This is a genomic window from Planococcus maritimus, assembly GCF_001592825.1.
Classification (GTDB): domain Bacteria; phylum Bacillota; class Bacilli; order Bacillales_A; family Planococcaceae; genus Planococcus; species Planococcus maritimus_C.
This window is the reverse complement of record NZ_LTZG01000001.1, coordinates 987,842-1,012,266: the sequence shown is the minus strand read 5'-3', so window position 1 is coordinate 1,012,266 and position 24,425 is coordinate 987,842. Positions and strand designations below refer to the sequence as shown.

The following is a 24,425-nucleotide window of genomic DNA, read 5'->3' as shown; positions in this document are numbered from 1 at the left end:
GGCTTATGACCCGAGAACCTGGCTGGAATTTGCTAGACACCAAGAAAAGCAAAACCAGCCGATCAGGTTCGACAGGCATAAGACGGAATGGCCAAGTGGCGATTTTTGCCACACAGCCAGATCGGCTTATGACCCGAGAACCTGGCTGGAATTTGCTAGACACCACGAAATGCAAAATCAGCCGTAAGGGCTGAAAAAATTTTAGTTCTTATGAAAACGTTTCCAAAACACGAGGAGGAAAATGAAATGGCAAAAACGGTCATCATTGATGGGGCACGCACAGCATTCGGAAAATTCGGCGGAGCACTCAGTTCATTTACAGCTAGCGATCTTGGAGCAGCGGCTATCAAGGAAGCGCTTCAACGCGCGCAAGTAAATCCAGAAGATGTACAAGAAGTCATCATGGGCAACGTCTTGCAGGCAGGGCAAGGACAAATTCCTTCGCGCCAAGCAGCGCATAAAGCGGGAATTCCTTATCACGTGAAATCCGAAACGATCAATAAAGTATGTGCATCCGGTTTGCGGTCAGTCACGATGGCCGATCAGATTATCCGCTTAGGTGACGAAGAATTGATCGTTGCAGGCGGTATGGAATCGATGTCGAACGCGCCTTATTATTTGCCGAAAGCACGATTTGGTCTTCGCATGGGCGATTCGCAAGTAATTGACGGCATGGTCCACGACGGCTTGTCGTGCTCGTTCCATCCCGACAAAGTGCATATGGGCACATACGGGAATTCAACAGCAGAAACCTTCGAACTAACACGCGAAAGACAAGACGAATGGGCAGCCCGTTCCCATGAACGCGCAATTGGAGCACGTGCTCATTTTGCTGAAGAAATTGCAGCGATGGAAGTGCCGCAGCGTAAAGGCGATCCGATTACTGTCGACCAAGACGAAGCACCGCGTGACGGCACAACGGCTGAAGTGCTGGCGAAACTGCGTCCGGCATTCGGTAAAGACGGCACCATTACGGCAGGGAATGCACCTGGAATCAACGACGGAGCGGCAGCGCTCGTCTTGATGAGTGAGGAACGCGCACAGAAAGACGGGAGATCCGTATTGGCTCACGTTATCGGGCATACAGAAGTGGCGGTTGAACCGCATCGTTTCCCTGAAACACCAGGGCTTGTTATCAACGAATTACTGAAAAAAACCGGTAAGACTTTAGAAGAAATCGACCTTTTTGAAATCAACGAAGCGTTTGCGGCAGTTGCGCTGGCAAGCTCGAAAATTGCAGGCCTTGACGAAGAAAAAGTCAATGTGAACGGTGGATCCGTTGCACTTGGCCACCCAATTGGAGCAAGCGGAGCGCGCATTGTTCTGACACTGGCTTATGAGTTGAAACGCCGCGGAGGCGGAATTGGAATCGCAGCCATCTGTTCGGGCGGCGGGCAAGGCGACGCAGTAATGATCGAAGTTCCAAAGGAGGAAAACTAAGCATGTCTATTCAAAACGTCATGGTCATCGGAGCCGGCCAAATGGGCTCTGGTATCGCACAAGTATGTGCACAAGCTGGATTTAACGTAAAACTGAACGATATGAAGCAAGAAGCATATGAACGCGGAATCGCAAACATTTCGAAAAACTTGTCGCGCAACGTCGAAAAAGGCCGCATGACAGAAGATGAAAAATCACAAGTGCTCGGCCGGATTCAATCATCTTTGAATTTGAAAGATGCACATGATGTCGACATCGTCATCGAAGCGGCTGTTGAGAACATGGGAATCAAATCAACGATCTTCAAAACATTGGACGAAGTGGCGCCAAAGCATGCCATTCTTGCATCCAACACTTCTTCACTTCCGATCACGGAAATCGCAGCAGCGACAAACCGCCCGGAACAAGTCATCGGCATGCATTTCATGAACCCGGTACCGGTCATGAAGCTGGTTGAAATCATCCGCGGCTTGGCGACAACGGACGAAGTATATCAGGCGGTTGAAGACATGACGGTAAAACTGTCGAAAACGCCGGTTGAAGTCAATGACTTCCCTGGATTCGTTTCAAATCGTATTTTAATGCCGATGATCAATGAAGCGATCTTTACGCTGCAAGAAGGTGTTGCAACGAAAGAAGCAATTGACGAAGTAATGAAGCTCGGCATGAACCATCCGATGGGGCCGTTGCAACTCGCTGATTTTATCGGCCTTGATACATGCCTTTACATCATGGAAGTGCTGCACGAAGGTTTTGGCGACAGCAAATACCGCCCAAGCCCGCTCTTGCGCCAATACGTAAAAGCCGGCTGGCTCGGCAAAAAGACCGGACGCGGTTTCTACGAATACAACTAAGAATTAGGAGGAGCCGTAATGGACCTGCATTTTACAGATGAACAATTAATGATGCGCAATATGGTGCGCGATTTTGCCAAAGAAGAAATCATGCCTTTTATCGAACGCATGGAAGAAGGCGAATTCCCGACTGAGATCCTGAAGAAGATGGGCGGGCTCGGATTGATGGGCATTACCGCACCTGAAAAATACGGCGGTTCGGAAATGGATTTCACTTCGTACATCACTGCTATACATGAGCTATCCAAAGCGAGTGGCGTTATCGGCGTCATTCTCTCGGTGCATACATCGGTCGGCACCAACCCGATCATCAATTTCGGGACAGAACAGCAAATCGCAAAATACGTGCCGAAACTGGCAACGGGTGAATATTTAGGCGCTTTCTGTTTGACAGAGCCTTCTGCCGGCTCAGATGCAGCGGCATTGAAAACGCGTGCTGTAAAAAAAGACGGCCATTACGTCTTGAACGGATCGAAAGTCTATATCACAAATGGCGGCGAAGCAGATACTTATATTGTATTCGCTTCAACTAATCCTGAAGCTGGCCCTCGTGGAATTTCTGCCTTTATCGTGGAAAAAGATTTCCCAGGGTTTGTGGTCGGCAAAGACGAACGGAAAATGGGGCTGCACGGTTCACGGACTGTGCAATTGACGTTCGAGAACATGGAAGTGCCAGCTGAAAACTTGCTTGGCGAAGAAGGCAAAGGCTTTTCAATCGCCATGGCGAACTTGAACGCCGGGCGCATCGGAATCGCAGCACAAGCTTTAGGCATCGCAGAATCAGCTTACGAATACGCGGTCGCTTATGCGAAAGAGCGCGAGCAGTTCGGCAAACCGATTGCCCAGCAGCAAGGCATTGGATTCAAGCTTGCTGATATGGCCACTCAAGTCGAAGCGGCTAAATTACTGGTTTATAATGCGGCGGATATGTACGCAAAAGGCATCGAGTGCAATAAGGAATCATCAATGGCCAAGTTATTCGCTTCAAAAGCGGCGATGGACATCACGACAGAAGCCATCCAAGTTTACGGCGGCTACGGCTATACGAAAGACTATCCGGTCGAGCGCTTGTTCCGTGACGCCAAAGTCACGGAAATTTACGAAGGCACAAGTGAAATTCAGCGCATCGTTATTAGCAAGCAACTACTAAAATAATTGGGGGAAATAATACAATGAACTTTCAACTATCCGAAGAACATAAAATGATCCGTAAAATGGTTCGCGACTTCGCGAAAAACGAAGTGGCACCAACAGCAGAACAGCGCGATGAAGACGAAAGCTTCGATATGAAAATTTTCCATCAAATGGCGGAACTTGGCCTAACGGGCATTCCGTGGCCAGAAGAGTACGGCGGAATCGGTTCAGATTACTTGGCGTATTGCATCGCGGTGGAAGAATTGTCACGCGTCGACGGTTCGGTCGGCGTTATCTTGTCTGCCCACACCTCACTTGCTGGGTGGCCGGTTTATACATTCGGAACAGAAGAGCAAAAGCAGAAGTATTTGCGCCCGATGGCTGAAGGCACGAAAGTCGGTGCTTATGGCCTGACGGAACCGTCTGCCGGCTCGGATGCAGGAAGCATGAAAACGAGCGCGAAAGAAGATGGCGACCATTACGTCTTGAACGGATCGAAAATCTTCATCACTAACGGCGGGATTGCGGATATCTACGTGGTCTTTGCGGTAACAGACCCAGATTCGAAACATAAAGGCACGACAGCATTCATCATTGAAAAAGATTTCGAAGGCTTCTCAGTTGGCAAAAAAGAGAAGAAACTCGGCATCCGTTCAAGCCCGACAACTGAAATCATTTTCGACAACTGCCGTGTACCGAAAGAAAACGTCCTCGGCGAACTGGGCCAAGGCTTTAAAATCGCCATGCAAACGCTTGATGGCGGACGCAACGGCATCGCCGCACAAGCTGTCGGCATCGCACAAGGCGCAATGGATGCAGCAGTCGATTACGCCAAAGAGCGCGAGCAATTCGGCAAGCCAATTGCAGCGAACCAAGGGATTTCGTTCAAACTTGCGGATATGGCGACAGGAATTGAAGCATCCCGTCTATTGACGTACCAGGCAGCTTGGCTCGAGTCGAACAAACTGTCCTACAGCAAAGAATCGGCGATGGCGAAATTGATGGCCGGCGATACGGCGATGAAAGTGACGACAGAAGCGGTTCAAGTGTTCGGTGGCTACGGCTACACGAAAGACTATCCGGTGGAGCGTTTCATGCGCGATGCGAAAATTACGCAAATCTATGAAGGCACACAGGAAGTCCAGCGTTTGGTCATTTCCCGTATGGTCACTAAATAAACGGAGGGTCGGCCCATGACGAAAAAGCGTGAAATTCAGTCCTCCGTGAAAGACGAAAGCCTGATTGTAAAGCGCCGTGAACAAATGATTCACGGTGCTGTCACGCTTTTTAAAGAAAAGGGCTTTCACCGGACGACAACAAGAGAAATTGCTAAAGCGGCTGGTTTCAGCATCGGTACATTATATGAATATATTCGCACAAAAGAAGACGTGCTTTATCTTGTGTGCGACTCAATTTACGATGAAGTCAACGCCCGGCTCGATCGCTTGGATTTGGAAGAAGGGTCGCTTGAGACGCTGGTAAAAGCGCTCGAGCAATACTATACATTGATCGATGATATGCAGGATGAATTTGTTGTCATGTATCAAGAATCCAAATCACTGCAAAAAGACGCGCTGGGCTATGTGTTGAAAAAGGAACTCGAAATGACAGCCTTGTTTGAACGGCTGCTTGAAAAATGTGTGGCCACAGGGGAATTGTCCTTGACGCCGAAAGAAATCGTCTTGGCTTCCCACCATTTGTTCGTGCAAGGACAAATGTGGGCGTTCAGGCGCTGGGCGCTGGATGATTACACCGTTGAGGAATTTATCGAAATGCAAACAAAGTTTCTGCTGCAGGGGATGGCAGGGGAAAAAATCACCATACAGGGGGCTTGACTATATTGGCTACTATACAAGAAAACACCACGTACCAGCCGAAGCATCATATCCGGTTTGTTACGGCATCGAGCCTGTTTGACGGCCATGATGCATCGATCAATATCATGCGCCGGATTTTACAGGCAAATGGCGTCGAAGTTATTCATCTCGGACATAACCGCTCAGTTGAGGAAGTCGTCAATGCAGCGATTCAGGAAGATGTCCAAGGAATCGCCATTTCGTCTTATCAAGGCGGCCATGTAGAGTATTTCAAATACATGCATGATTTGCTTCAAGAACGTGGAGCGGGGCATATCCATATCTATGGAGGTGGCGGAGGCGTCATTTTGCCGCGTGAAATTCGTGAACTAGAAGATTATGGCATCGCTGGCATCTTCTCGCCTGAAGATGGACGCAAAAAAGGCTTGCAAGGCATGATCGCAGAAATCGTTGAGGAATGTGATTTCTCAACAGCCAAAGAAGACGTTTCGCTAGACGGGTTGTCTGCGGAAAACCCAGTGGCGCTCGCTAATGTCATTACGACTGCAGAAGAAGCGCATACGCGAAATCTTGATACGGGCGACTTGATGAAAGCGGTCCGCGAGAAATCGAAAAACACGCCGGTTCTTGGGATTACCGGAACGGGCGGAGCCGGAAAAAGTTCATTGACGGATGAATTGATTCGCCGCTTCCTCACTGAACTTCCTGATAAAAAAATCGCTATTTTGTCGATTGACCCGACGAAACAAAAAACGGGCGGAGCGCTGCTTGGCGACCGCATCCGCATGAACGCCATCTTCAATAAACGTGTCTTTATGAGAAGTCTCGCGACACGCGGATCCCGAACAGAATTGTCCGCAGCAATTGGTGATGTGCTTGATGTTGTAAAAGCGGCAGGATTTGATTTGATCGTCGTCGAAACGAGCGGCATCGGGCAAGGGGATGCTGAAATCGCCAGCATTTCGGATGTATCGATGTATGTTATGACGAGTGAATTCGGTGCGCCGACACAGCTCGAAAAAATCGACATGATCGATTACGCCGATCTGATCGTCATCAATAAATTCGAACGCAAAGGCTCAGAAGATGCATTGCGCCAAGTCCAGAAACAATACCAGCGCAGCCATTTGCTATGGGAGAATGACTTGGATGACATGCCGGTTTACGGCACGATTGCAAGCCAGTTCAACGATAAAGGCACGAACGCATTGTTTGCAGCTCTTGTCGCAACCGTCAACAAAAAATGCGATATGGACTGGGAAACGAGCTATGAGGCATTTGCCAAGACCCAAAAAGAAAACTTGATCATTCCGAACGACCGTCGCTATTATTTGCGGGAAATTACGGATTCGGTTCGTGGGTATCATGCAAAGAGTGCAGAACAGGCTGGTTTCGCACGCCGTTTGTTCCAACTAGAAGGCGCAATCGAGGAAGTTCAGAAAAACGCGCCAGATGACGCACTGGTACAGTCTTTGGAATCACTCGCCACAGGGGTCCGTGACGAATTGACGGCTGAATCGAAGCGCATTCTTGATAACTGGAACTCCCTACAGGAAGACTACGCAGGTGATGAATTGGTCACGAAAGTCCGTGACAAAGAACTGCGGACCTTGCTGCGGACAGAAAGTTTGTCTGGCATTAAAGTGCCGCGTGTTGCTTTGCCGAAATTTAAGGATTACGGTGAAATTTTGCGCTGGGTTTATGCAGAAAACGTACCGGGGGCGTTCCCGTATACAGCAGGCGTGTTCCCGTTCAAACGGGCTGGGGAAGATCCAAAACGCCAGTTTGCAGGGGAAGGAACGCCTGAACGGACAAATAGAAGATTCCATTATTTGTCAAAAGGTGACGATGCGAAACGCTTGTCTACAGCATTCGATTCCGTGACACTTTACGGAGAAGACCCGGATTACCGTCCAGATATTTACGGAAAAGTCGGCGAGTCTGGTGTTTCTATCTGTACATTGGAAGACATGAAGAAACTATATGATGGATTTGATCTATGTGCACCGTCCACTTCGGTATCGATGACCATCAACGGGCCGGCGCCGATCATCCTGGCGATGTTCATGAACACGGCTATCGACCAGCAAGTGAAAAAACAAGAAGAAGAGCTCGGCCGCACATTAACAGTCGAAGAATTCACCGAAGTGCGTGAAGGCACGTTGCAAGTTGTTCGCGGAACGGTTCAAGCGGATATTCTGAAAGAAGACCAAGGGCAGAACACATGCATCTTCTCGACAGAATTTGCGCTGCGCATGATGGGCGATATCCAGCAATACTTTATCGACCATAAAGTACGCAATTACTATTCGGTATCGATTTCCGGCTACCACATTGCAGAAGCGGGCGCGAACCCGATTTCGCAATTGGCGTTCACCTTGTCGAACGGCTTCACCTACGTGGAATATTATTTGAGCCGCGGCATGAACATCGATGATTTCGCACCGAACTTATCGTTCTTTTTCTCGAACGGTTTAGATCCGGAATACACGGTCATCGGACGCGTTGCTCGTCGCATTTGGGCAATCGTTATGCGCGATAAATACGGCGCAAACGAACGCAGCCAAAAACTGAAATACCATGTCCAGACATCTGGCCGAAGCTTGCATGCACAGGAAATTGACTTTAACGATATCCGCACGACGCTGCAAGCATTGATGGCACTTCAGGACAACTGTAACTCGCTTCACACGAATGCTTACGATGAAGCGATCACAACGCCGACAGAAGAATCTGTGCGCCGCGCGATGGCCATCCAGATGATCATCACAAAAGAGCACGGACTGTCGAAAAACGAAAACCCATTGCAAGGCGCATTCGTCGTGGAAGAGCTGACGCAATTGGTTGAAGAAGCGGTCATGACGGAATTCGACCGCATCAACGACCGTGGCGGCGTTCTTGGCGCGATGGAAACACAATACCAACGCGGCAAGATCCAGGAAGAATCCATGCATTACGAAATGAAGAAGCATACCGGCGAATTGCCGATCATTGGGGTCAATACGTATTTGAACCCGAATCCGCAATCGGACGATGACATCAACGCGATGGAAATCGCCCGTGCAACGAAAGAAGAAAAAGAAACGCAAATCAACAACTTGCGTGCGTTCCAGGAGCGCAATCCTTCAGATGAAGCGTTGCAGCGCTTGAAACAAGTGGCGAAAGAAGGCGGCAATATTTTCGAAGAGCTGATGGAGACGGTTAAAGTCGCAAGTCTTGGCCAGATTACGTCAGCCCTCTACGAAGTAGGCGGCCAGTATCGCAGAAACATGTAAGATCCCATCCCCTCGCCTTTAACCGGGCGAGGGGATTTTTTTATGCTTGAGCATGTGCTTTCATCCGTGCTTAGCTAGACTGGAGTTTGGAGAAGTGAGCGAGATGGGTGGTTCGTTGATCATTGCATTACGAAGCAGCCGCCTCCCGCTTGGGGCTGGCCTCTCACAATGAGCCGAAAAGAACGTTCGTCTCATTGTTTCGGCTCGCCCATATGCGCGGTTCGGCTTTTAGATTTCATTGGATGTTGCATATGGGGAAGTGTCGCTGTTAGTTAACTTCATCCGCTGGTAGCGACGCTTAATTGGACTGGATTGCGAGATGTGTGGATCGTTAATTCTTTCAACTGTCAGTCGTCGCCTCCCGCTTGGGGCTGGCCTCCCGCCATAAGCCAAGAAGAACGCTTGTCTTATGGCTTCGGCTCGCCCTTGTGCGCGGTTCGGCTTTTAGATTCCATTGGATGTTGCATGCGAGGAAGTGTGGCATTCGATAGTTTACATCCGTTAGTGGAGCCGCTTAGTTAGACTTGGTAATTTCAGAGATGCTTTATATCTGTTCAATTTGAATCTACGAAGCAGTTCAAGATTCTTGAAGCTTAATTCATTGAGAGACAAATCTTAATTCTTCTCTCAAACTAGAGATGGAGCGAAAAGGGGCGACTCTGGAGGGATCAGGACGAGCTGAAGACCCTGGACTGAGCGTTAGCGAGGGAAGCGGCTGAAGCCGGCCCCCGGGCAGCCGAAAATGCGACGTCCTGTCGCATCGGCTGCATGACCCGCATCCTGCGGGCCTAAAGCGTCCCCTTGTAGCGGAATCTCTTCTACTTAGTATTTCCTACATCCAGTGCTCGACAGATTTCATTCATCACCATAGCAACAAATAGAATCATCTGGCACTTCGGTCGATTTGACGGGACAAGTCCGTTATAATAGGAGAAGTTGAAACTCTAAAGAAAAGAGCTGGATAACGCCATGCCCAAAGCTGCCCATTACGCCATCATTATGGTCGCGGTCGTGTTGCTGATTGTTTTATACAATAAAGCGCTCGGTTCGATCCCATTTTTAATCTTGTCTGCCTACTTTTTTTATTTTGGCTGGGTTCAGCTTGCGCGCAGAAAAAAGAAATCTCGGTAGCGGACAGCAACGACTTTGTATATAATGGATAGAGTTACGATACAAGAAGGGACGTGCACGAATGAACATCCGTGAATTAACGAAAGAAGAATTGCTAGAAGAGTCGTTCGTCGACTTAACATATGCCATTTTGGAAGAAACGAAAGAAACAAAGACTTTTTCTGAGCTGGTTGCTGAATTGCAGCAATTGATCGGGCTTTCTGAAGAAGAAATGAAAGCGCATCTTGCACAGTATTACACTGATATGAACATCGATGGCCGTTTTCTGATCCTTGGCGAGAACCGCTGGGGCCTTCGTGAGTGGTACCCGGTAGAGCAGATTGAAGAAGAATCTGCACCAACGGTTAAAGCTCGCAAGAAAAAGAAATCGAAATCGACAGATGATGATTTCGACGACATGGATCTTGAGTTGGAAGACGAACTTGATTTTGAAGACTTCGGCGAAGATGATGGCGAGGTTTCTTCGGATGACGATGATGACGACGATGATGAAGATGAAGTGGCGGTCAAAGCACCGGTCGCTGATCTTGATTTCGATTCAACCGATGATGACGACGATGTGGACGAAGTAGAAGACGTCGGCGTACTCGTTGAAGACCTTGATGGCAACATCATCGATGAAGAGGAAGACGATGAAGAGGAAGAAGAAGAGGATGGGCTCAAGTAGTCTGAACTTTTTTTCACCTTGACGGAAACGGCTGTACAGGATAAGATTTTATTGGGCTCCTTAAAATAGGAGAGATGATTCGTATAGCTAACGCGCTCCCCCTGCACGCATTGCAGGAGGAGCGCTTTTTATTTTTTAGTGCTGCTATCTGGCGGCAAATCAATGTGCCATCCGCCTTTTAGGATGGCCAAAGCTTTTTCTGGCTGAACGCGATTCGGGACTGCATGACGTGGAACGATCACATTTTATTTCATTACTCGAGGAGGAAACAGAGCATGACAAAGTATATATTTGTAACAGGTGGAGTGGTTTCATCATTAGGAAAAGGAATCACGGCCGCATCTCTTGGCCGCTTGCTGAAAAACCGCGGACTTAGCGTAACAATCCAGAAATTCGATCCATACATCAATATTGACCCAGGCACGATGAGCCCTTACCAACACGGAGAAGTGTTCGTCACAGATGACGGCGCGGAAACAGATTTGGATTTGGGACATTACGAGCGCTTTATCGATATTAATTTGAACAAATACTCGAACGTGACGACGGGGAAAGTCTACTCGACGGTCATCCAAAAAGAGCGCCGCGGTGATTATTTGGGCGGAACGGTTCAAGTCATTCCACACATCACAAATGAAATCAAAGACCGCTTGTTGCGTGCAGCGAAAACGGCTCAAGCAGACGTTGTCATCACGGAAATCGGCGGGACGGTTGGCGATATTGAATCGTTGCCATTCCTCGAAGCCATTCGCCAAATGCGTTCGGACCTCGGCCGTGACGAAGTCATGTACATCCACTGTACGCTCATTCCTTATCTTGGCGCAGCCAAAGAAATGAAAACAAAACCGACGCAACACAGCGTAAAAGAATTGCGCAGCCTCGGCATTCAGCCGAACTTGATCGTCGTGCGTACAGAACACCCTGTACCACAGGACATGAAAGATAAAATCGCCTTGTTCTGCGATATCAAGTCTGAAGAAGTCATCGAGTCGCGCGATGTCGATGTCATCTATGAAATGCCGCTTCGTTTGCAGGAGCAACACATGGACCAAATCGTTCTGGATCATTTCGGCATTGAAGCACCGGAAGCGGACATGACAGAATGGAACGAACTTGTCGAGAAAGTGAAATCTTTGAAGAAATCCGTGAAGATTGGCCTTGTCGGTAAATACGTAGAACTTCAAGATGCTTATATCTCTGTCGTGGAATCCTTGAAACACGCCGGTTTCGCATTTGATTCCGATATTGAAGTCGACTGGATCAATGCGGAGCACGTCAACGCAGAAAATGTAGCGGAAACGCTTCAGGACTGCGACGGAATCCTTGTACCTGGTGGCTTCGGCGACCGCGGTGTAGAAGGAAAAGTCCTTGCTACGCAATATGCGCGTGAAAACAAAGTGCCATTCTTCGGTATCTGCCTCGGGATGCAGCTTGCTTCTGTCGAATTTGCGCGCAATATCATGAATTTGGACGGCGCGCATTCGTCTGAACTCGATCCGAAAACGTTGTATCCGGTTATCGATTTGTTGCCAGAGCAAAAAGACGTCGAAGACTTGGGAGGGACTTTGCGTCTCGGCCTATACCCAGCGAAGCTCGACAAGACTTCGAAAGCTTATGAAGCATACGGGGAAGAACTCGTTTACGAAAGACACCGTCATCGCTACGAGTTCAACAATGAATTCCGTGAGCAGTTTGAAAAAGCCGGATTCAAATTCACAGGCACCAGCCCGGATGGCCGCTTGGTTGAAATCATCGAAGTTACTGATCATCCGTGGTTCGTCGCGTGCCAGTTCCACCCGGAATTCATCTCGCGCCCGAACCGTCCGCAACCATTGTTCCGTGAATTTATTCGCGCATCATTGAATAACCAGTAATTAGCATGTGAAAAGCCTCTTCATTTCCTGGAAGGCCGACATCGTTTAGATGGCAAAAGCCTTCCCTATTTTTAGGGAAGGCTTTTTGCGGCTCGTCACTGGTGTCATCAATATTTTCAAATAGGTTCACCATAAAAGGTGAAAAGGAGTGGCTGAAGTGAAAAGGATTCTGATAGTAGATGACCAACAAGGCATCCGCCTTTTATTGAAAGAAGTGTTTGAGCGTGAGGGGTACGAGACGTGGATTGCAGGCAGTGGCAGAGAAGCATTGGAACTGACGGAAGAGGAGTGCCCTGATATGGTGCTGATGGATATGAAGATGCCCGGTATGGATGGCATCGAATTACTCAAGCAGCTGAAGCAAAGGCAGCATGATTGCAAGGTGATCATGATGACGGCTTACGGTGAAATGGGCGTGATCGAGGAGTCGATGAATTGGGGAGTAGTGCGTTATTTCACCAAACCTTTCGATGTTTTCGAGCTGCGCGATGCTGTAAGTGAATTGATTAGCGATTAAATCGCCAGCGAGTGGCGAAATGGCGCCATTTTTGATATAGTGAAAAAGATATTGGGCTTGTGCCTACCCTGAGGAGGAAAATTATAATGCCATTAGTTTCGATGAAAGAAATGATGATAAAAGGTAAGAAGGAAGGTTATGCCATCGGGCAATTTAACCTGAACAACCTGGAATTTACACAAGCGATCCTGCAGGCGGCGGAGGAAGAAAAATCTCCTGTCATCTGCGGCGTCTCAGAAGGTGCAGCACGCTATATGGGTGGATTTACGACTGTCGTACATATGGTAAAAGGCCTGATGCATGATTACAATATCACCGTTCCGGTCGCTATCCATTTAGATCACGGTTCCAGTTTTGAAAAATGCAAAGAAGCGATCGATGCAGGTTTCACATCAGTGATGATCGATGCATCGCATCATCCATTCGAAGAAAACATTGAAATCACACGCAAAGTGGTTGAGTACGCTCACGCTAAAGGTGTTTCTGTGGAAGCAGAACTCGGTATAGTAGGCGGACAAGAAGACGATGTCATCGCAGAAGGCGTCATTTACGCCGATCCGAAAGAATGCCAAACCCTCGTAGAACAAACAGGCATCGATTGCCTAGCGCCAGCGCTTGGATCGGTCCACGGGCCATATAAAGGCGAACCAAACCTTGGATTTGCTGAAATGGAAGAAATTTCACAACTTTGTGACGTGCCGCTTGTCTTGCACGGCGGAACAGGCATCCCGTTAAAAGATGTTCAACGTGCAGTATCACTTGGTACATCAAAAATCAACGTCAACACGGAAAGCCAATTGGCGGCATCAAAAGCCATCCGTGAAAAATTGGCATCTGATGCAGACGTCTACGATCCACGTAAATACTTGACGCCAGCACGTGATGCTATCAAAGCGACTGTCATCGGCAAAATGCGCGATTTCGGTAGTTCACAACAAGCAAATTCATAATAACTTAGGAAGAGAGGCGGATCCGTCTCTTTTTCCACATATAGGAGGAAATCATTCATGAAATTTTTTATTGATACAGCAAACTTCGACGAGATTAAAGAAGCGCACGCTTGGGGCATTCTCTCAGGTGTTACTACTAACCCATCGCTTGTCGCAAAAGAAAAAGATGTTTCATTTCATGACCGCCTGAAAGAAATCGCCGATCTTGTCGATGGTTCGATCAGTGGCGAAGTCATCGCCCTTGATTCAGAAGGCATGATCAAAGAAGGTCGTGAATTGGCTGAACTTGCGCCAAACATCACAGTGAAATTGCCGATGACTCCGGAAGGCTTGAAAGCATGTGCGGTTCTTGCTGGAGAAGGCAAAAAAGTCAACGTTACATTGATCTTTAGCGCCAACCAAGCACTTCTTGCAGCACGTGCTGGAGCAGCTTATGTTTCTCCATTCCTTGGCCGCCTAGATGACATTGGACATAACGGCATGGATTTGATTGCACAAATTGCTGAGATTTTTGCAATTCATGAAATCGATTCAGAAATCATCGCTGCTTCAATCCGTCACCCGCAACACGTAACGGAAGCCGCGCTTAACGGTGCGCATATCGGCACGATGCCAATGAAAGTGCTTGAAATGATGTTCAAACATCCGTTAACGGATAAAGGCATCGAAGCATTCCTAGCCGACTGGGAAACACGCTCTGTGAAATAAGGCTGACAGGGAAAAGGAGAAATACAATGGACGTTTATAAAATAACAGGCGGCAAACGCCTATCCGGGACGATCAAAGTCAACGGCGCCAAAAACAGCGCCGTAGCACTCATCCCGGCGTCGATCTTGGCAAATTCGCCGGTTTCGATTGAAGGCTTGCCGGAAATTTCCGATGTTTGGACATTAAAAAATATTTTGGAAGAAATCGGAGGCTCTGTCACATTTGAAGACGGCGTCATGCAAATCGATCCGACAGAAATGATCGACATGCCTTTGCCAAATGGCAACGTCAAAAAATTGCGGGCTTCTTACTATATGATGGGCGCAATGCTCGGGCGTTTCAAACACGCTGCGATTGGATTGCCAGGAGGCTGTTTCCTCGGGCCACGTCCAATCGACCAGCATATTAAAGGTTTCGAAGCGCTAGGTGCAAAAGTGACCAACGAGCACGGTGCGATTTATTTGCGTGCTGACGAACTCCGCGGCGCAAAAATTTATCTAGACGTTGTTAGCGTAGGCGCAACAATCAATATCATGCTTGCAGCGGTTCGTGCGAAAGGGCAGACGGTGATTGAAAACGCGGCGAAAGAGCCGGAAATCATCGATGTCGCGACGCTTCTCACCAATATGGGTGCGAAAATTAAGGGTGCCGGTACCAATGTCATCCGTATCGAAGGTGTGGATGAACTTCATGGTACCAATCACACCATCATTCCAGACCGCATTGAAGCCGGTACTTTCATGATCATGGCGGCAGCAGCTGGTGACGGTGTAACGATCGATAACGTTATTCCGTTTCATATGGAAGCTTTGACTGCGAAGCTCCGTGAAATGGGCGTCGAAGTACAAGAGGATGAAGAATCGATCCACATTCCGAAAACCGAAAACTTGCAGCCAATTGATGTGAAAACCTTGGTGTATCCAGGATTTGCGACCGATTTGCAGCAGCCGTTCTCGGTCTTGATGACACAAGCGCATGGCTCTTCCATGATTACCGACACGATTTATTCGGCGCGCTTCAAACATATTGATGAGTTGCGCCGCATGAATGCGGTTGGGCGTGTCGAAGGGCGTGCTGCTGTTATTACCGGGCCGACGCCATTGACTGCAGCGACCGTTGTTGCTTCCGATTTGCGTGCAGGCGCTGCACTGGTTATCGCTGGCTTGCTTGCTGAAGGTGAAACGGAAGTGCGGGAGATTTATCACATCGAACGCGGCTACTCAAACATCATTGAAAAACTGCGTGGCTTAGGCGCTGACATTCGCCGTGAAACTATTGACCCGGTAGCAAGCGGCAAGTCGTCCGACCTCAGTTCAGACGTGAATTGACTCTCTAATGAGTGTTCTATATATGCTACAATATAAATGGCATATTTAAAGAGTGAACGGAGGAAATGAATGATGGAACGAAGTCTTTCGATGGAATTAGTGCGGATTACAGAGGCGGCAGCGATTGCCTCCTCTAAATGGATGGGCCGCGGCTTGAAAAATGAAGCAGATGATGCGGCTACGGAAGCGATGCGCACTGTATTCGATACGATCCCGATGCGTGGAACCGTTGTTATTGGCGAAGGCGAAATGGATGAAGCTCCGATGCTCTATATCGGCGAAAAGCTTGGTTCAGGCGACGGCCCCGAAGTGGACGTGGCAGTCGATCCGGTAGAAGGTACGAACATCGTCGCTGCCGGCGGCTGGAATGCGATTGCCGTATTGGCAATTGCAGATCGTGGGAATTTACTCAATGCACCGGATATGTATATGGACAAAATTGCGGTCGGCCCTGAAGCTGTCGGCAAAATTGACATCAACGCTCCGGTCATCGATAATTTACGCGCGGTAGCCAAAGCGAAAAACAAAGATATCGAAGACCTGGTTGCAACCATTATTGATCGACCACGCCATGCACAAATCATCAAGGAAATCCGTGAAGCGGGAGCTCGTATCAAATTGATTACCGACGGCGATATTGCCGGTGCTATCAACACAGCTTTCGACCAAACGGGTGTCGATATCCTATTCGGGATCGGCGGAGCTCCGGAAGGGGTTATTTCGGCAGTTGGCTTGAAGTGTCTCGGAGGAGAATTTCAAGGGAAACTGATGCCTCAGGATGAAGAGGAAAGACAACGCTGCCTAGATATGGGCCTTGAAGTCGATAAAGTGTTGATGATGGATGACCTGGTTAAAGGTGACGATGCGATCTTTGCAGCGACTGGGATTACAGACGGAGAACTTCTTCGGGGTGTCCAGCTGAAAGGTGCTTTTGCAGAAAGCCATACCTTGGTCATGCGCGCTAAATCCGGCACGGTCCGTTTTGTCGAGGGGCGCCATAGCCTTAAGAAAAAACCGGATCTTGTCATGAAAGATTAATTTCTATACTCCAAACCTGAGTCCGGCTTTATGCCGGGCTCCTTCTTTAATGACTCCAGAACAATCGAAATTCCCCCAAAAAATCGAAACTAATGATAAGTGTGGTGTCCAACTAGATGGCAACGATGACAATTTCCGCTTTGGAAAATATGACGCTCAAAGAACTTTATAACTTGGCGAAAGAATATAAATTAAATAATTACAGCAAACTGACAAAAAAAGAATTGATTTTCGCCATTCTCAAAACCCGTGCAGAACAGGAAGGCTTCTTTTTCATGGAAGGTGTCTTGGAAATCATTCAATCGGAAGGTTTCGGTTTCCTTCGCCCAATCAACTATTCACCAAGTTCGCAGGACATTTACATTTCTGCTTCCCAGATCCGCCGTTTCGACCTTAGAAATGGGGATAAAGTATCCGGCAAGGTTCGGCCACCCAAAGAAAACGAACGTTATTTTGGCCTGCTTCAAGTAGAAGCAGTCAACGGTGAAGACCCGGAAGTCGCGAAAGAGCGCGTCCATTTCCCAGGCCTGACACCATTGTATCCGGATCGTCATATCTTATTAGAGACCGGGCCGGAACATTTATCTACGCGCATTATGGATCTCATCTCCCCCGTCGGATTCGGCCAGCGTGGATTGATTGTGGCGCCGCCGAAAGCCGGAAAAACCATGCTCTTAAAAGAAATTGCCAATGCTGTCACGACAAACCATCCGGAAGCAGAATTGATTGTCCTGTTAATCGATGAGCGCCCAGAAGAAGTGACGGATATTGAACGCTCTGTTGACGCTGATGTGGTGTCCTCAACTTTTGATGAAGTTCCAGAAAATCATGTCAAAGTAGCTGAGCTGGTTCTCGAACGTGCGATGCGCCTCGTTGAACATAAGCGCGATGTCGTCATTTTGATGGATTCGATTACGCGTTTGGCGCGTGCTTATAATTTAGTGATTCCACCAAGTGGGCGAACGCTATCAGGCGGGATCGACCCTGCTGCATTTCACCGCCCGAAGCGCTTTTTCGGGGCTGCGCGTAATATCGAAGAAGGCGGCAGTTTAACGATTCTCGCAACGGCGCTCGTTGATACCGGTTCACGCATGGACGAAGTCATTTACGAAGAGTTCAAAGGCACCGGCAATATGGAACTGCATTTAGATCGCAGTTTGGCGGAACGCCGCATTTTCCCGGCGCTGGATATCCGCCGTTCAGGAACTCGCAAGGAAGAATTGTTGATGAAACCGGAACAACTTGATAAACTATGGACTATCCGCAAAACCTTTTCGGATGCGCCAGACTTTACAGAGCGTTTCATGAAAAAACTTAGCCATTCGAAGACGAATGAAGAGTTTTTCAGTCAATTGCCAAGAGACGGTAAATCATCACGTACATCACGAAAGCCGATTTGATTGCTTGCAAAAGCAGTTAAGTTTTGCTATGATTATAAGAGTGAAACAAAACAGTACTATTGCATATACGACCTAACGAGCCGTGTAAGGCAATAGGCTAAATAGATTAAACTCTGTTCCAGATGGTTCAGGGCGGGAGGAGAAAATATTATGAAAACAGGTATTCACCCAGAGTACAAAAAAGCAACGGTGACTTGCTCATGCGGCAACTCATTCGAAACTGGTTCAGTAAAAGAAAACATTAACGTTGAGCTTTGCTCAGAATGTCATCCATTCTATACTGGACGTCAAAAATTCGCAGCTGCAGATGGCCGCGTAGACCGTTTCAACAAAAAATACGGTCTCAAAGAAGAAATCAACAACTAAGTCACCATTATACCCGTCCGTCGCGAAAACGCCGGATGGGTATTTTTTTTCGCCGTATAACGGAAAAAATCAATTACATAGCAAAAAAATGATAGGCATTACCAACATTTTTGGTATGATACTAACAGTGAATGTTTGAAAGGGGTCTCCACTATGTACGTCATGAAACAGACTGGATGGGTCGAGTTGATCTGCGGAAGCATGTTTTCCGGGAAATCGGAAGAATTGATCCGCCGTATCCGCCGTGCGCAATTTGCCAAGCAGAAAATTGCAGTATTCAAGCCGAAATTGGACAACCGCTATAGTGAGGAAGCAGTAGTCTCCCATAACGGAACCACTGTCATTGCGTTACCAATCGGCCATTCCGGCGAAATGAAAGAATATATAAGCGACGAGTTTGATATCATCGCTATCGACGAAGCGCAATTTTTTGATATGGAAATTGTTGACCATGTCCAACAATTAGCAGATCACGGATTCCGTGTCATTGTCGCAGGACTCGACCAAGACTTCCGCGGCGTGCCGTTCGGTCCGATGCCATCCCTACTATCTATTGCAGAACAAGTAACAAAATTGCAGGCTGTTTGCACCGTCTGCGGATCCCCCGCGAGCCGCACACAACGCCTGATCGACGGCAAGCCTGCCGGTTCGGATGACCCGATTATCCTAGTGGGCGCATCCGAAGCCTACGAACCGCGCTGCCGCCATCACCACGAAGTTCCAGCGGGTGTTACGGTTACAGAATAAATGTCTGAAACCTAAGCAAAATGAAGCAAAATTGCGGAGACTCCCGCTCGCCCGCAGGAAAGCGAAGCATTTTTGCTGAATGTAGGGAAATGTAAAGTTATAAGTACTATTTATATAGAAGAAACTAGAGGTGAAAACAATGTTTGACCGTTTACAGTCTGTCGAAGACAGATACGACCGTCTCAACGAAATGTTGAGTGACCCGGATATTGTCAGTGATACGAATAAGCTACGCGATTATTCGAAAGAACAATCCGATTTGCAGGAAACGGTGGAAACCTACCGTGAATACAAAGATGTCCAAACGCAACTCGCCGATTCCAAAGCGATGTTTGAAGAAAAAATGGATGCTGATATGCGTGAAATGGTTAAAGAAGAAGTGGCGGAACTCGAAGGCCGTTCAAAAGAGTTGGAAGAACGCCTCCACATCCTATTGATTCCGAAAGACCCGAACGATGATAAAAACGTCATTATGGAAATCCGTGGTGCAGCTGGTGGCGATGAAGCGGCCTTGTTCGCAGGCGATCTGTTCAAAATGTATTCCCGTTTTGCGGAAGCTAATGGATGGAAAGTACAAATCATGGATTCGAATACGACGGAAATCGGGGGATTTAAGGAATTGGTCTTTATGGTAGCTGGCAAAGGCGCTTATTCCAAACTGAAATACGAAAACGGTGCACACCGCGTACAGCGTGTTCCTGAAACCGAATCGGGCGGGCGCATCCATACGTCAACAGCAACGGTCGCGTGTTTACCGGAAGTGGAAGAAGTCGAAGTTGATATCCACGACAATGACATCCGCGTCGATACCTACGCATCATCAGGTGCAGGTGGGCAATCAGTCAACACGACAATGTCTGCTGTGCGTTTAACGCATTTACCAACCAATATCGTTGTTACATGCCAAGATGAAAAATCACAGATTAAAAACAAAGCGAGCGCGATGAAAGTGTTGCGTGCCCGTGTTTATGAAAAATTCCAGCAAGAAGCACAAGCAGAATATGATTCCGTACGTAAATCCGCTGTCGGTACGGGTGACCGTTCCGAGCGCATCCGCACTTATAACTTCCCGCAAAATCGAGTGACGGACCATCGTATTGGTTTGACCATCCAGAAGCTAGACCAAATCTTGCAAGGTAAAATGGATGAAATTGTTGACGCCCTGGTGATCGATGAACAATCAACGAGGATGGAGAGCTTGAATAATGAACAAAGTTAATACCTTAACGACAGTGGAATTTGTCTACGAAGCCTTGGAGCAAGCAACTAACTATTTAAAGCAACACGGACGTGAAGGAACGCCAGCCCGCATTCTGTTGCAGCATGAACTGGGGATGGACTATTCCGGCTTGGTCGCAGCAATGCGCGACCAAATCGAAGATCGTCAATTTGAAGCCTTCTGGGCAAATGTCGAAGAACTGGTTGAAGGTGTACCCGTCCAACATTTAACGGGTGTTGAACAATTTTACGGAAGAACTTTCCAAGTATCACCGGCTGTGCTTATTCCGCGTCCGGAAACAGAAGAACTAATCGAAGAAACCTTAAAGTTGAAGCGTGAGCTATTTGGATCTGATGAAGTTCAAGCAGCAGATATTGGAACGGGCAGTGGAGTCATTGCAATTACTTTGAAACGTGAATTGCCAGAAGCAGAAGTGATGGCTACGGATATTTCCGAAGAAGCTTTGTTTGTGGCTGAGCGTAATGCAGAAGCCTTGAATGCAGATGTCCATTTCATAAAAGGAGATCTGGCGGCACCGCTTGCAGGGAGAAAATGGGATATGATTCTCTCCAATCCTCCATATATCGCTCATCATGAAGCATCTGGTTTATCTGATACAGTTCGTGAATACGAGCCGCACCAAGCTTTATTCGCTGATCGCGAAGGACTTGCGGCTTATGAAACTTTGGCTGAACAAGTACCTGAGTTGATTGGCCGTCCAGGCATCATCGCCCTTGAGATCGGCAGCAGCCAGGGAGAAGTTGTAACAGCCTTATTCCAAAAGGCTTTGCCAGATGCCCGGATTTACTGCAAAAAAGATATCAACAAACACGACCGCATGGTATTTTGTATTTTAGAGTAAGTTGTGCACAAATCACTTGATATTAAGGGGTGTTATCCACAAAATGTGGATATTGTCACCAAAACCTTATTGTACTGGAGATGTTTAGGTGGAAACAAAAACGATTCTTGTGGATGAACATGTGAACAATGACGAAAATTACACACAAGCTGTGGATAATATTCGCAAAGGGGAAGTTGTCGCATTTCCTACCGAAACCGTATACGGCCTCGGAGCGGATGCCATGAACGCTGAAGCGGTCGATAAGATCTTTGAAGCAAAAGGCCGCCCGACTGATAACCCATTGATTGTTCACGTGGATTCCAAAGAAACCGCCTTGGAGTATGTGGAAGAAGTTCCTGAAAAAGCGCTGCAATGCATGGATGCTTTTTGGCCAGGGGCACTGACTTTAATCATGCAGGCGAAACCGGATATCTTTGCTTCTAACGTGACAGCAGGCTTGCCAACAGTAGGCATTCGCGTACCGAATCATCCAGTTGCGTTAAACTTATTGAAGCAATTGAAGCGGCCAGTCGCAGCGCCGAGCGCCAATACGAGCGGAAAACCGAGCCCGACTTTGGCTGAACATGTTTACTTTGATATGAACGGAAAGATTCCACTCATTTTGGATGGCGGACCGACACAAGTCGGGATCGAATCCACTGTGTTGGATATGACTTGCGCACCGCCAGTCATTTTGCGTCCTGGACAAGTAACAAAAGAGCAGTTGGAAGAAGTGATCGGTACAGTCCGTTTGTCTTCTGAAACAAAGGGCAACACACCGAAAGCTCCTGGCATGAAATACGCCCATTACGCGCCGCAAGCACCGCTTTATCTGATTGAGCACAATAGGAAGCTCATCGAAAAAGCAATCGACCACATCCACGGTAAAAAGAAAAAAATCGCCGTACTGAGCCGCGAAGATTTCGTAGCTGCAGATTATTGCTTCCCGCTTGCTGTGGATAAGTTGTACGACAGCCTGCGCAGATGCGACCAGACGGATGCCGATTTGATCCTCGCTTGCGTGCTGCCGGAAAACGAAGACGCTGCCCTGATGAACCGCCTGGAAAAAGCCGCGGATCATAAATGGTTCAGCTGACGCCAGCAAACGAATTGAATGACAGTATATAAAGCCGCTGGAAAAATTCCAGTGGCTTTTCAGGCTGTCGAGAAAGTGATAAAGTCGTATTTTCCGAAGTTTATCGCTCGCTTTCCGTGGGGCGGGAATCGAGCCTCCTCGTTCGCTTCGCTCCCTGCGGGGTCTCTCAAACCCGCTAGTCCCATAGGAGTCGAGCGAACACTTCTCCAAATACTTGGAGAGTTCATTGATTTTCATTGTGGAATAGTCTCCACTCTTTTCATTAATTAAGGATAATAGACTTCTTCAACACTCTGTAAAGCCACTGGGAATTTCCCAGTGGCTTTTTTGTGTTTAAAATCAAGTCAGAGGGGTGAGGTTCCGTTGCAAAGGGAACACTTGGGGCCTGCAGGATGCGAGTCATACATCTGATGCGACAGGACGTCGCGCTGTCAGCTGCCCGGGGATGGGGCGGGTGCCCGGTAAATGTGCCGCAAAGAGCACGGCACATTTGTCTCGCCAGCCCGCGCGGTCCCTCCGGCGTCGGTCCCTTTCCGCTTCCTCTCTAGTTTTAGAAAGCAAATCAATGCATCTGGCACTGGAATTAGTTTGAATAGTTTTGTTCAGCTTTGTAAGTTCAAATTGAATAGCCACGACAACTTCATAACTATCAAGTCTAGTTAGGCGTCCCCACCAGCGGATGAAGACAATTACCAGTAACGCTTCTTCGCACATAACACCCAATGAAATCTAAAGCCGAACCGCGCACAAGGGCGAGCCGAAGCCATAAGACAAGTGCTCTTCTTGGCTTATGGCGGGAGGCCAGCCCCAAGCGGGAGGCGACTGCTTCGTGACAAAACAATCAACGAACGATTCACCTCACTATCAAGACCAGCTAAGCGCCGATGCCAGTGGATGAAAACAACTAACAGTGACGCTTCTTCGCACACAACACCCAATGAAATCGAAAAGCCAAACCGCGTCCACGGGCGAGCCGAAGCCATAAGACAAGCGTTTTTCTTGGCTTATTGCGGGAGGCCAGCCCCAAGCGGAAGGCGACTGCTTCACGATGAACGAATCAACGAACGATTCATCTCACTATCAAGACCAGCTAAGCGCCGATACCAGCGGATGAAGACAATTACCAGTAACGCTTCTTCGCATACAACACCCAATGAAATCGAAAAGCCGAACCGCGCACAAGGGCGAGCCGAAGCCATAAGACAAGTGCTCTTCTTGGCTTATGGCGGGAGGCCAGCCCCAAGCGGAAGGCGACTGCTTCACGATGAAATAATCAACAAATATTTCACCTCGCTATCAAATCCAGCTTTCCACAATGATTTCTACACATTCAAGCCCAATCCTCGTCCATACAATAGCTTGATCAAATGCGTTATAATAGAACTTAGACAGACATCATCCTGCAAGTACAATGAACTGAAAAGATGATGGCACAGAAGCTTGGATAAGGGGGAATTGGATGAAGATTTTATTCGTCTGCACAGGAAATACATGCCGCAGCCCAATGGCAGAAGCAATTGTGCATACCCGCAACATCGAGGGAATGGAAGCGCGCTCGGCAGGGATTTACGCAGGGCAAGCGCCATTGTCAGCGAATGCACGAAAAGTGCTGAGTGAACAGTCTATCAAATTTGACCATACCTCGAAGCCGCTGAACCCGCGTGACGTGGAATGGGCGGAGTTGATCTTGACCATGACCTATTCACACAAGATGATGCTCATGCAAATTTATCCTGAAGTGGCAACAAGACTGCATACAGTAAAAGAATTTGCAGAAGGTTCGACGGGCGATGTCAGCGATCCATACGGCGGCTCTTTGGATGAATACCGGAGAACTTATAAAGAGCTGGAGCAATTGATCGACAAAATGGCAAATCAATTCGATGAAAAGTAACAGGAAAGAGCTGTCCAAGAGCCTAAATGCATGTGCTAGAGGACGGCTCTTTCTGATGGCCGAGTCGCGAGGGTTTCAGTTGCAGAAAGCGGGTACGGGGAAGTAACATGGAACTGTTCAAAAATG

21 protein-coding genes are annotated in these 24,425 nt (G+C 48.0%); all 21 read left to right on the top strand.

All coding sequences use genetic code 11. The annotated features are described in order from the left end of the window. The first annotated feature begins 246 nt into the window (after positions 1 to 246). A complete protein-coding gene (locus AY633_RS04970) occupies positions 247 to 1,440 on the top strand; it encodes an acetyl-CoA C-acetyltransferase (protein ID WP_068487031.1) in 1,194 nt (397 codons plus the stop codon). A gap of 2 nt (positions 1,441 to 1,442) precedes the next feature. Continuing rightward, the gene (locus AY633_RS04965; protein WP_068487029.1) at positions 1,443 to 2,294 is read left to right on the top strand and encodes a 3-hydroxybutyryl-CoA dehydrogenase; all 852 of its coding nucleotides are present in this window, start codon (positions 1,443 to 1,445) and stop codon (positions 2,292 to 2,294) included. Positions 2,295 to 2,312: 18 nt separating this feature from the next. Continuing rightward, a complete protein-coding gene (locus AY633_RS04960; RefSeq protein ID WP_068487027.1) occupies positions 2,313 to 3,449 on the top strand; it encodes an acyl-CoA dehydrogenase in 1,137 nt (378 codons plus the stop codon). Positions 3,450 to 3,466: 17 nt separating this feature from the next. After that, the gene (locus AY633_RS04955) at positions 3,467 to 4,606 is read left to right on the top strand and encodes an acyl-CoA dehydrogenase (protein WP_068487025.1); all 1,140 of its coding nucleotides are present in this window, start codon (positions 3,467 to 3,469) and stop codon (positions 4,604 to 4,606) included. A gap of 15 nt (positions 4,607 to 4,621) precedes the next feature. Next, on the top strand, positions 4,622 to 5,263 hold the full coding sequence (locus AY633_RS04950; protein ID WP_068487023.1) for a TetR/AcrR family transcriptional regulator: 642 nt from the start codon (positions 4,622 to 4,624) through the stop codon (positions 5,261 to 5,263). 5 nt (positions 5,264 to 5,268) lie between these two features. After that, entirely contained in the window at positions 5,269 to 8,520 is a 3,252-nt protein-coding gene (icmF, locus tag AY633_RS04945; protein WP_082799184.1) for a fused isobutyryl-CoA mutase/GTPase IcmF, read from the top strand. Positions 8,521 to 9,489: 969 nt separating this feature from the next. Next, positions 9,490 to 9,651 (top strand): hypothetical protein, encoded by a 162-nt coding sequence (locus tag AY633_RS16570; protein WP_167358172.1) that lies wholly within the window; start codon positions 9,490 to 9,492, stop codon positions 9,649 to 9,651. Positions 9,652 to 9,712: 61 nt separating this feature from the next. After that, complete coding sequence (gene rpoE, locus AY633_RS04940; protein ID WP_068487021.1) at positions 9,713 to 10,318, top strand: DNA-directed RNA polymerase subunit delta; 606 nt, start codon at positions 9,713 to 9,715, stop codon at positions 10,316 to 10,318. A 275-nt stretch (positions 10,319 to 10,593) separates the two neighbouring features. After that, the gene (locus AY633_RS04935) at positions 10,594 to 12,192 is read left to right on the top strand and encodes a CTP synthase (protein ID WP_068487019.1); all 1,599 of its coding nucleotides are present in this window, start codon (positions 10,594 to 10,596) and stop codon (positions 12,190 to 12,192) included. A 157-nt stretch (positions 12,193 to 12,349) separates the two neighbouring features. Next, entirely contained in the window at positions 12,350 to 12,709 is a 360-nt protein-coding gene (locus tag AY633_RS04930; protein WP_068487017.1) for a response regulator, read from the top strand. 86 nt (positions 12,710 to 12,795) lie between these two features. Then, positions 12,796 to 13,659: a class II fructose-bisphosphate aldolase gene (locus tag AY633_RS04925; protein WP_068487016.1), complete on the top strand. Its 864-nt coding sequence runs from the start codon at positions 12,796 to 12,798 to the stop codon at positions 13,657 to 13,659. A gap of 57 nt (positions 13,660 to 13,716) precedes the next feature. After that, positions 13,717 to 14,367 carry a fructose-6-phosphate aldolase gene (gene fsa, locus AY633_RS04920; RefSeq protein WP_068464197.1) on the top strand — a complete coding sequence of 217 codons (651 nt, stop codon included), beginning with the start codon at positions 13,717 to 13,719 and terminating at the stop codon, positions 14,365 to 14,367. 26 nt (positions 14,368 to 14,393) lie between these two features. Further along, positions 14,394 to 15,695, top strand: a complete 1,302-nt coding sequence (locus tag AY633_RS04915) for a UDP-N-acetylglucosamine 1-carboxyvinyltransferase (protein ID WP_068487015.1) — start codon at positions 14,394 to 14,396, stop codon at positions 15,693 to 15,695. Positions 15,696 to 15,767: 72 nt separating this feature from the next. After that, a complete protein-coding gene (gene glpX / locus AY633_RS04910; RefSeq protein WP_068487871.1) occupies positions 15,768 to 16,733 on the top strand; it encodes a class II fructose-bisphosphatase in 966 nt (321 codons plus the stop codon). Positions 16,734 to 16,849: 116 nt separating this feature from the next. Next, a complete protein-coding gene (gene rho / locus AY633_RS04905; protein WP_068487013.1) occupies positions 16,850 to 18,133 on the top strand; it encodes a transcription termination factor Rho in 1,284 nt (427 codons plus the stop codon). 150 nt (positions 18,134 to 18,283) lie between these two features. Beyond that, the gene (gene rpmE / locus AY633_RS04900; RefSeq protein WP_058382951.1) at positions 18,284 to 18,499 is read left to right on the top strand and encodes a 50S ribosomal protein L31; all 216 of its coding nucleotides are present in this window, start codon (positions 18,284 to 18,286) and stop codon (positions 18,497 to 18,499) included. 153 nt (positions 18,500 to 18,652) lie between these two features. Next, positions 18,653 to 19,246: a thymidine kinase gene (locus AY633_RS04895; RefSeq protein WP_068487012.1), complete on the top strand. Its 594-nt coding sequence runs from the start codon at positions 18,653 to 18,655 to the stop codon at positions 19,244 to 19,246. Positions 19,247 to 19,385: 139 nt separating this feature from the next. Further along, positions 19,386 to 20,465, top strand: a complete 1,080-nt coding sequence (gene prfA, locus AY633_RS04890) for a peptide chain release factor 1 (RefSeq protein ID WP_068464182.1) — start codon at positions 19,386 to 19,388, stop codon at positions 20,463 to 20,465. Next, positions 20,452 to 21,327 carry a peptide chain release factor N(5)-glutamine methyltransferase gene (gene prmC, locus AY633_RS04885; RefSeq protein WP_068487011.1) on the top strand — a complete coding sequence of 292 codons (876 nt, stop codon included), beginning with the start codon at positions 20,452 to 20,454 and terminating at the stop codon, positions 21,325 to 21,327. The genes prfA and prmC overlap by 14 nt, the downstream gene beginning before the upstream one ends. A gap of 88 nt (positions 21,328 to 21,415) precedes the next feature. Continuing rightward, positions 21,416 to 22,405 carry an L-threonylcarbamoyladenylate synthase gene (locus AY633_RS04880; protein ID WP_068487009.1) on the top strand — a complete coding sequence of 330 codons (990 nt, stop codon included), beginning with the start codon at positions 21,416 to 21,418 and terminating at the stop codon, positions 22,403 to 22,405. A gap of 1,459 nt (positions 22,406 to 23,864) precedes the next feature. After that, entirely contained in the window at positions 23,865 to 24,299 is a 435-nt protein-coding gene (locus tag AY633_RS04870; RefSeq protein ID WP_068487007.1) for a low molecular weight protein arginine phosphatase, read from the top strand. Positions 24,300 to 24,425 lie beyond the last annotated feature (126 nt).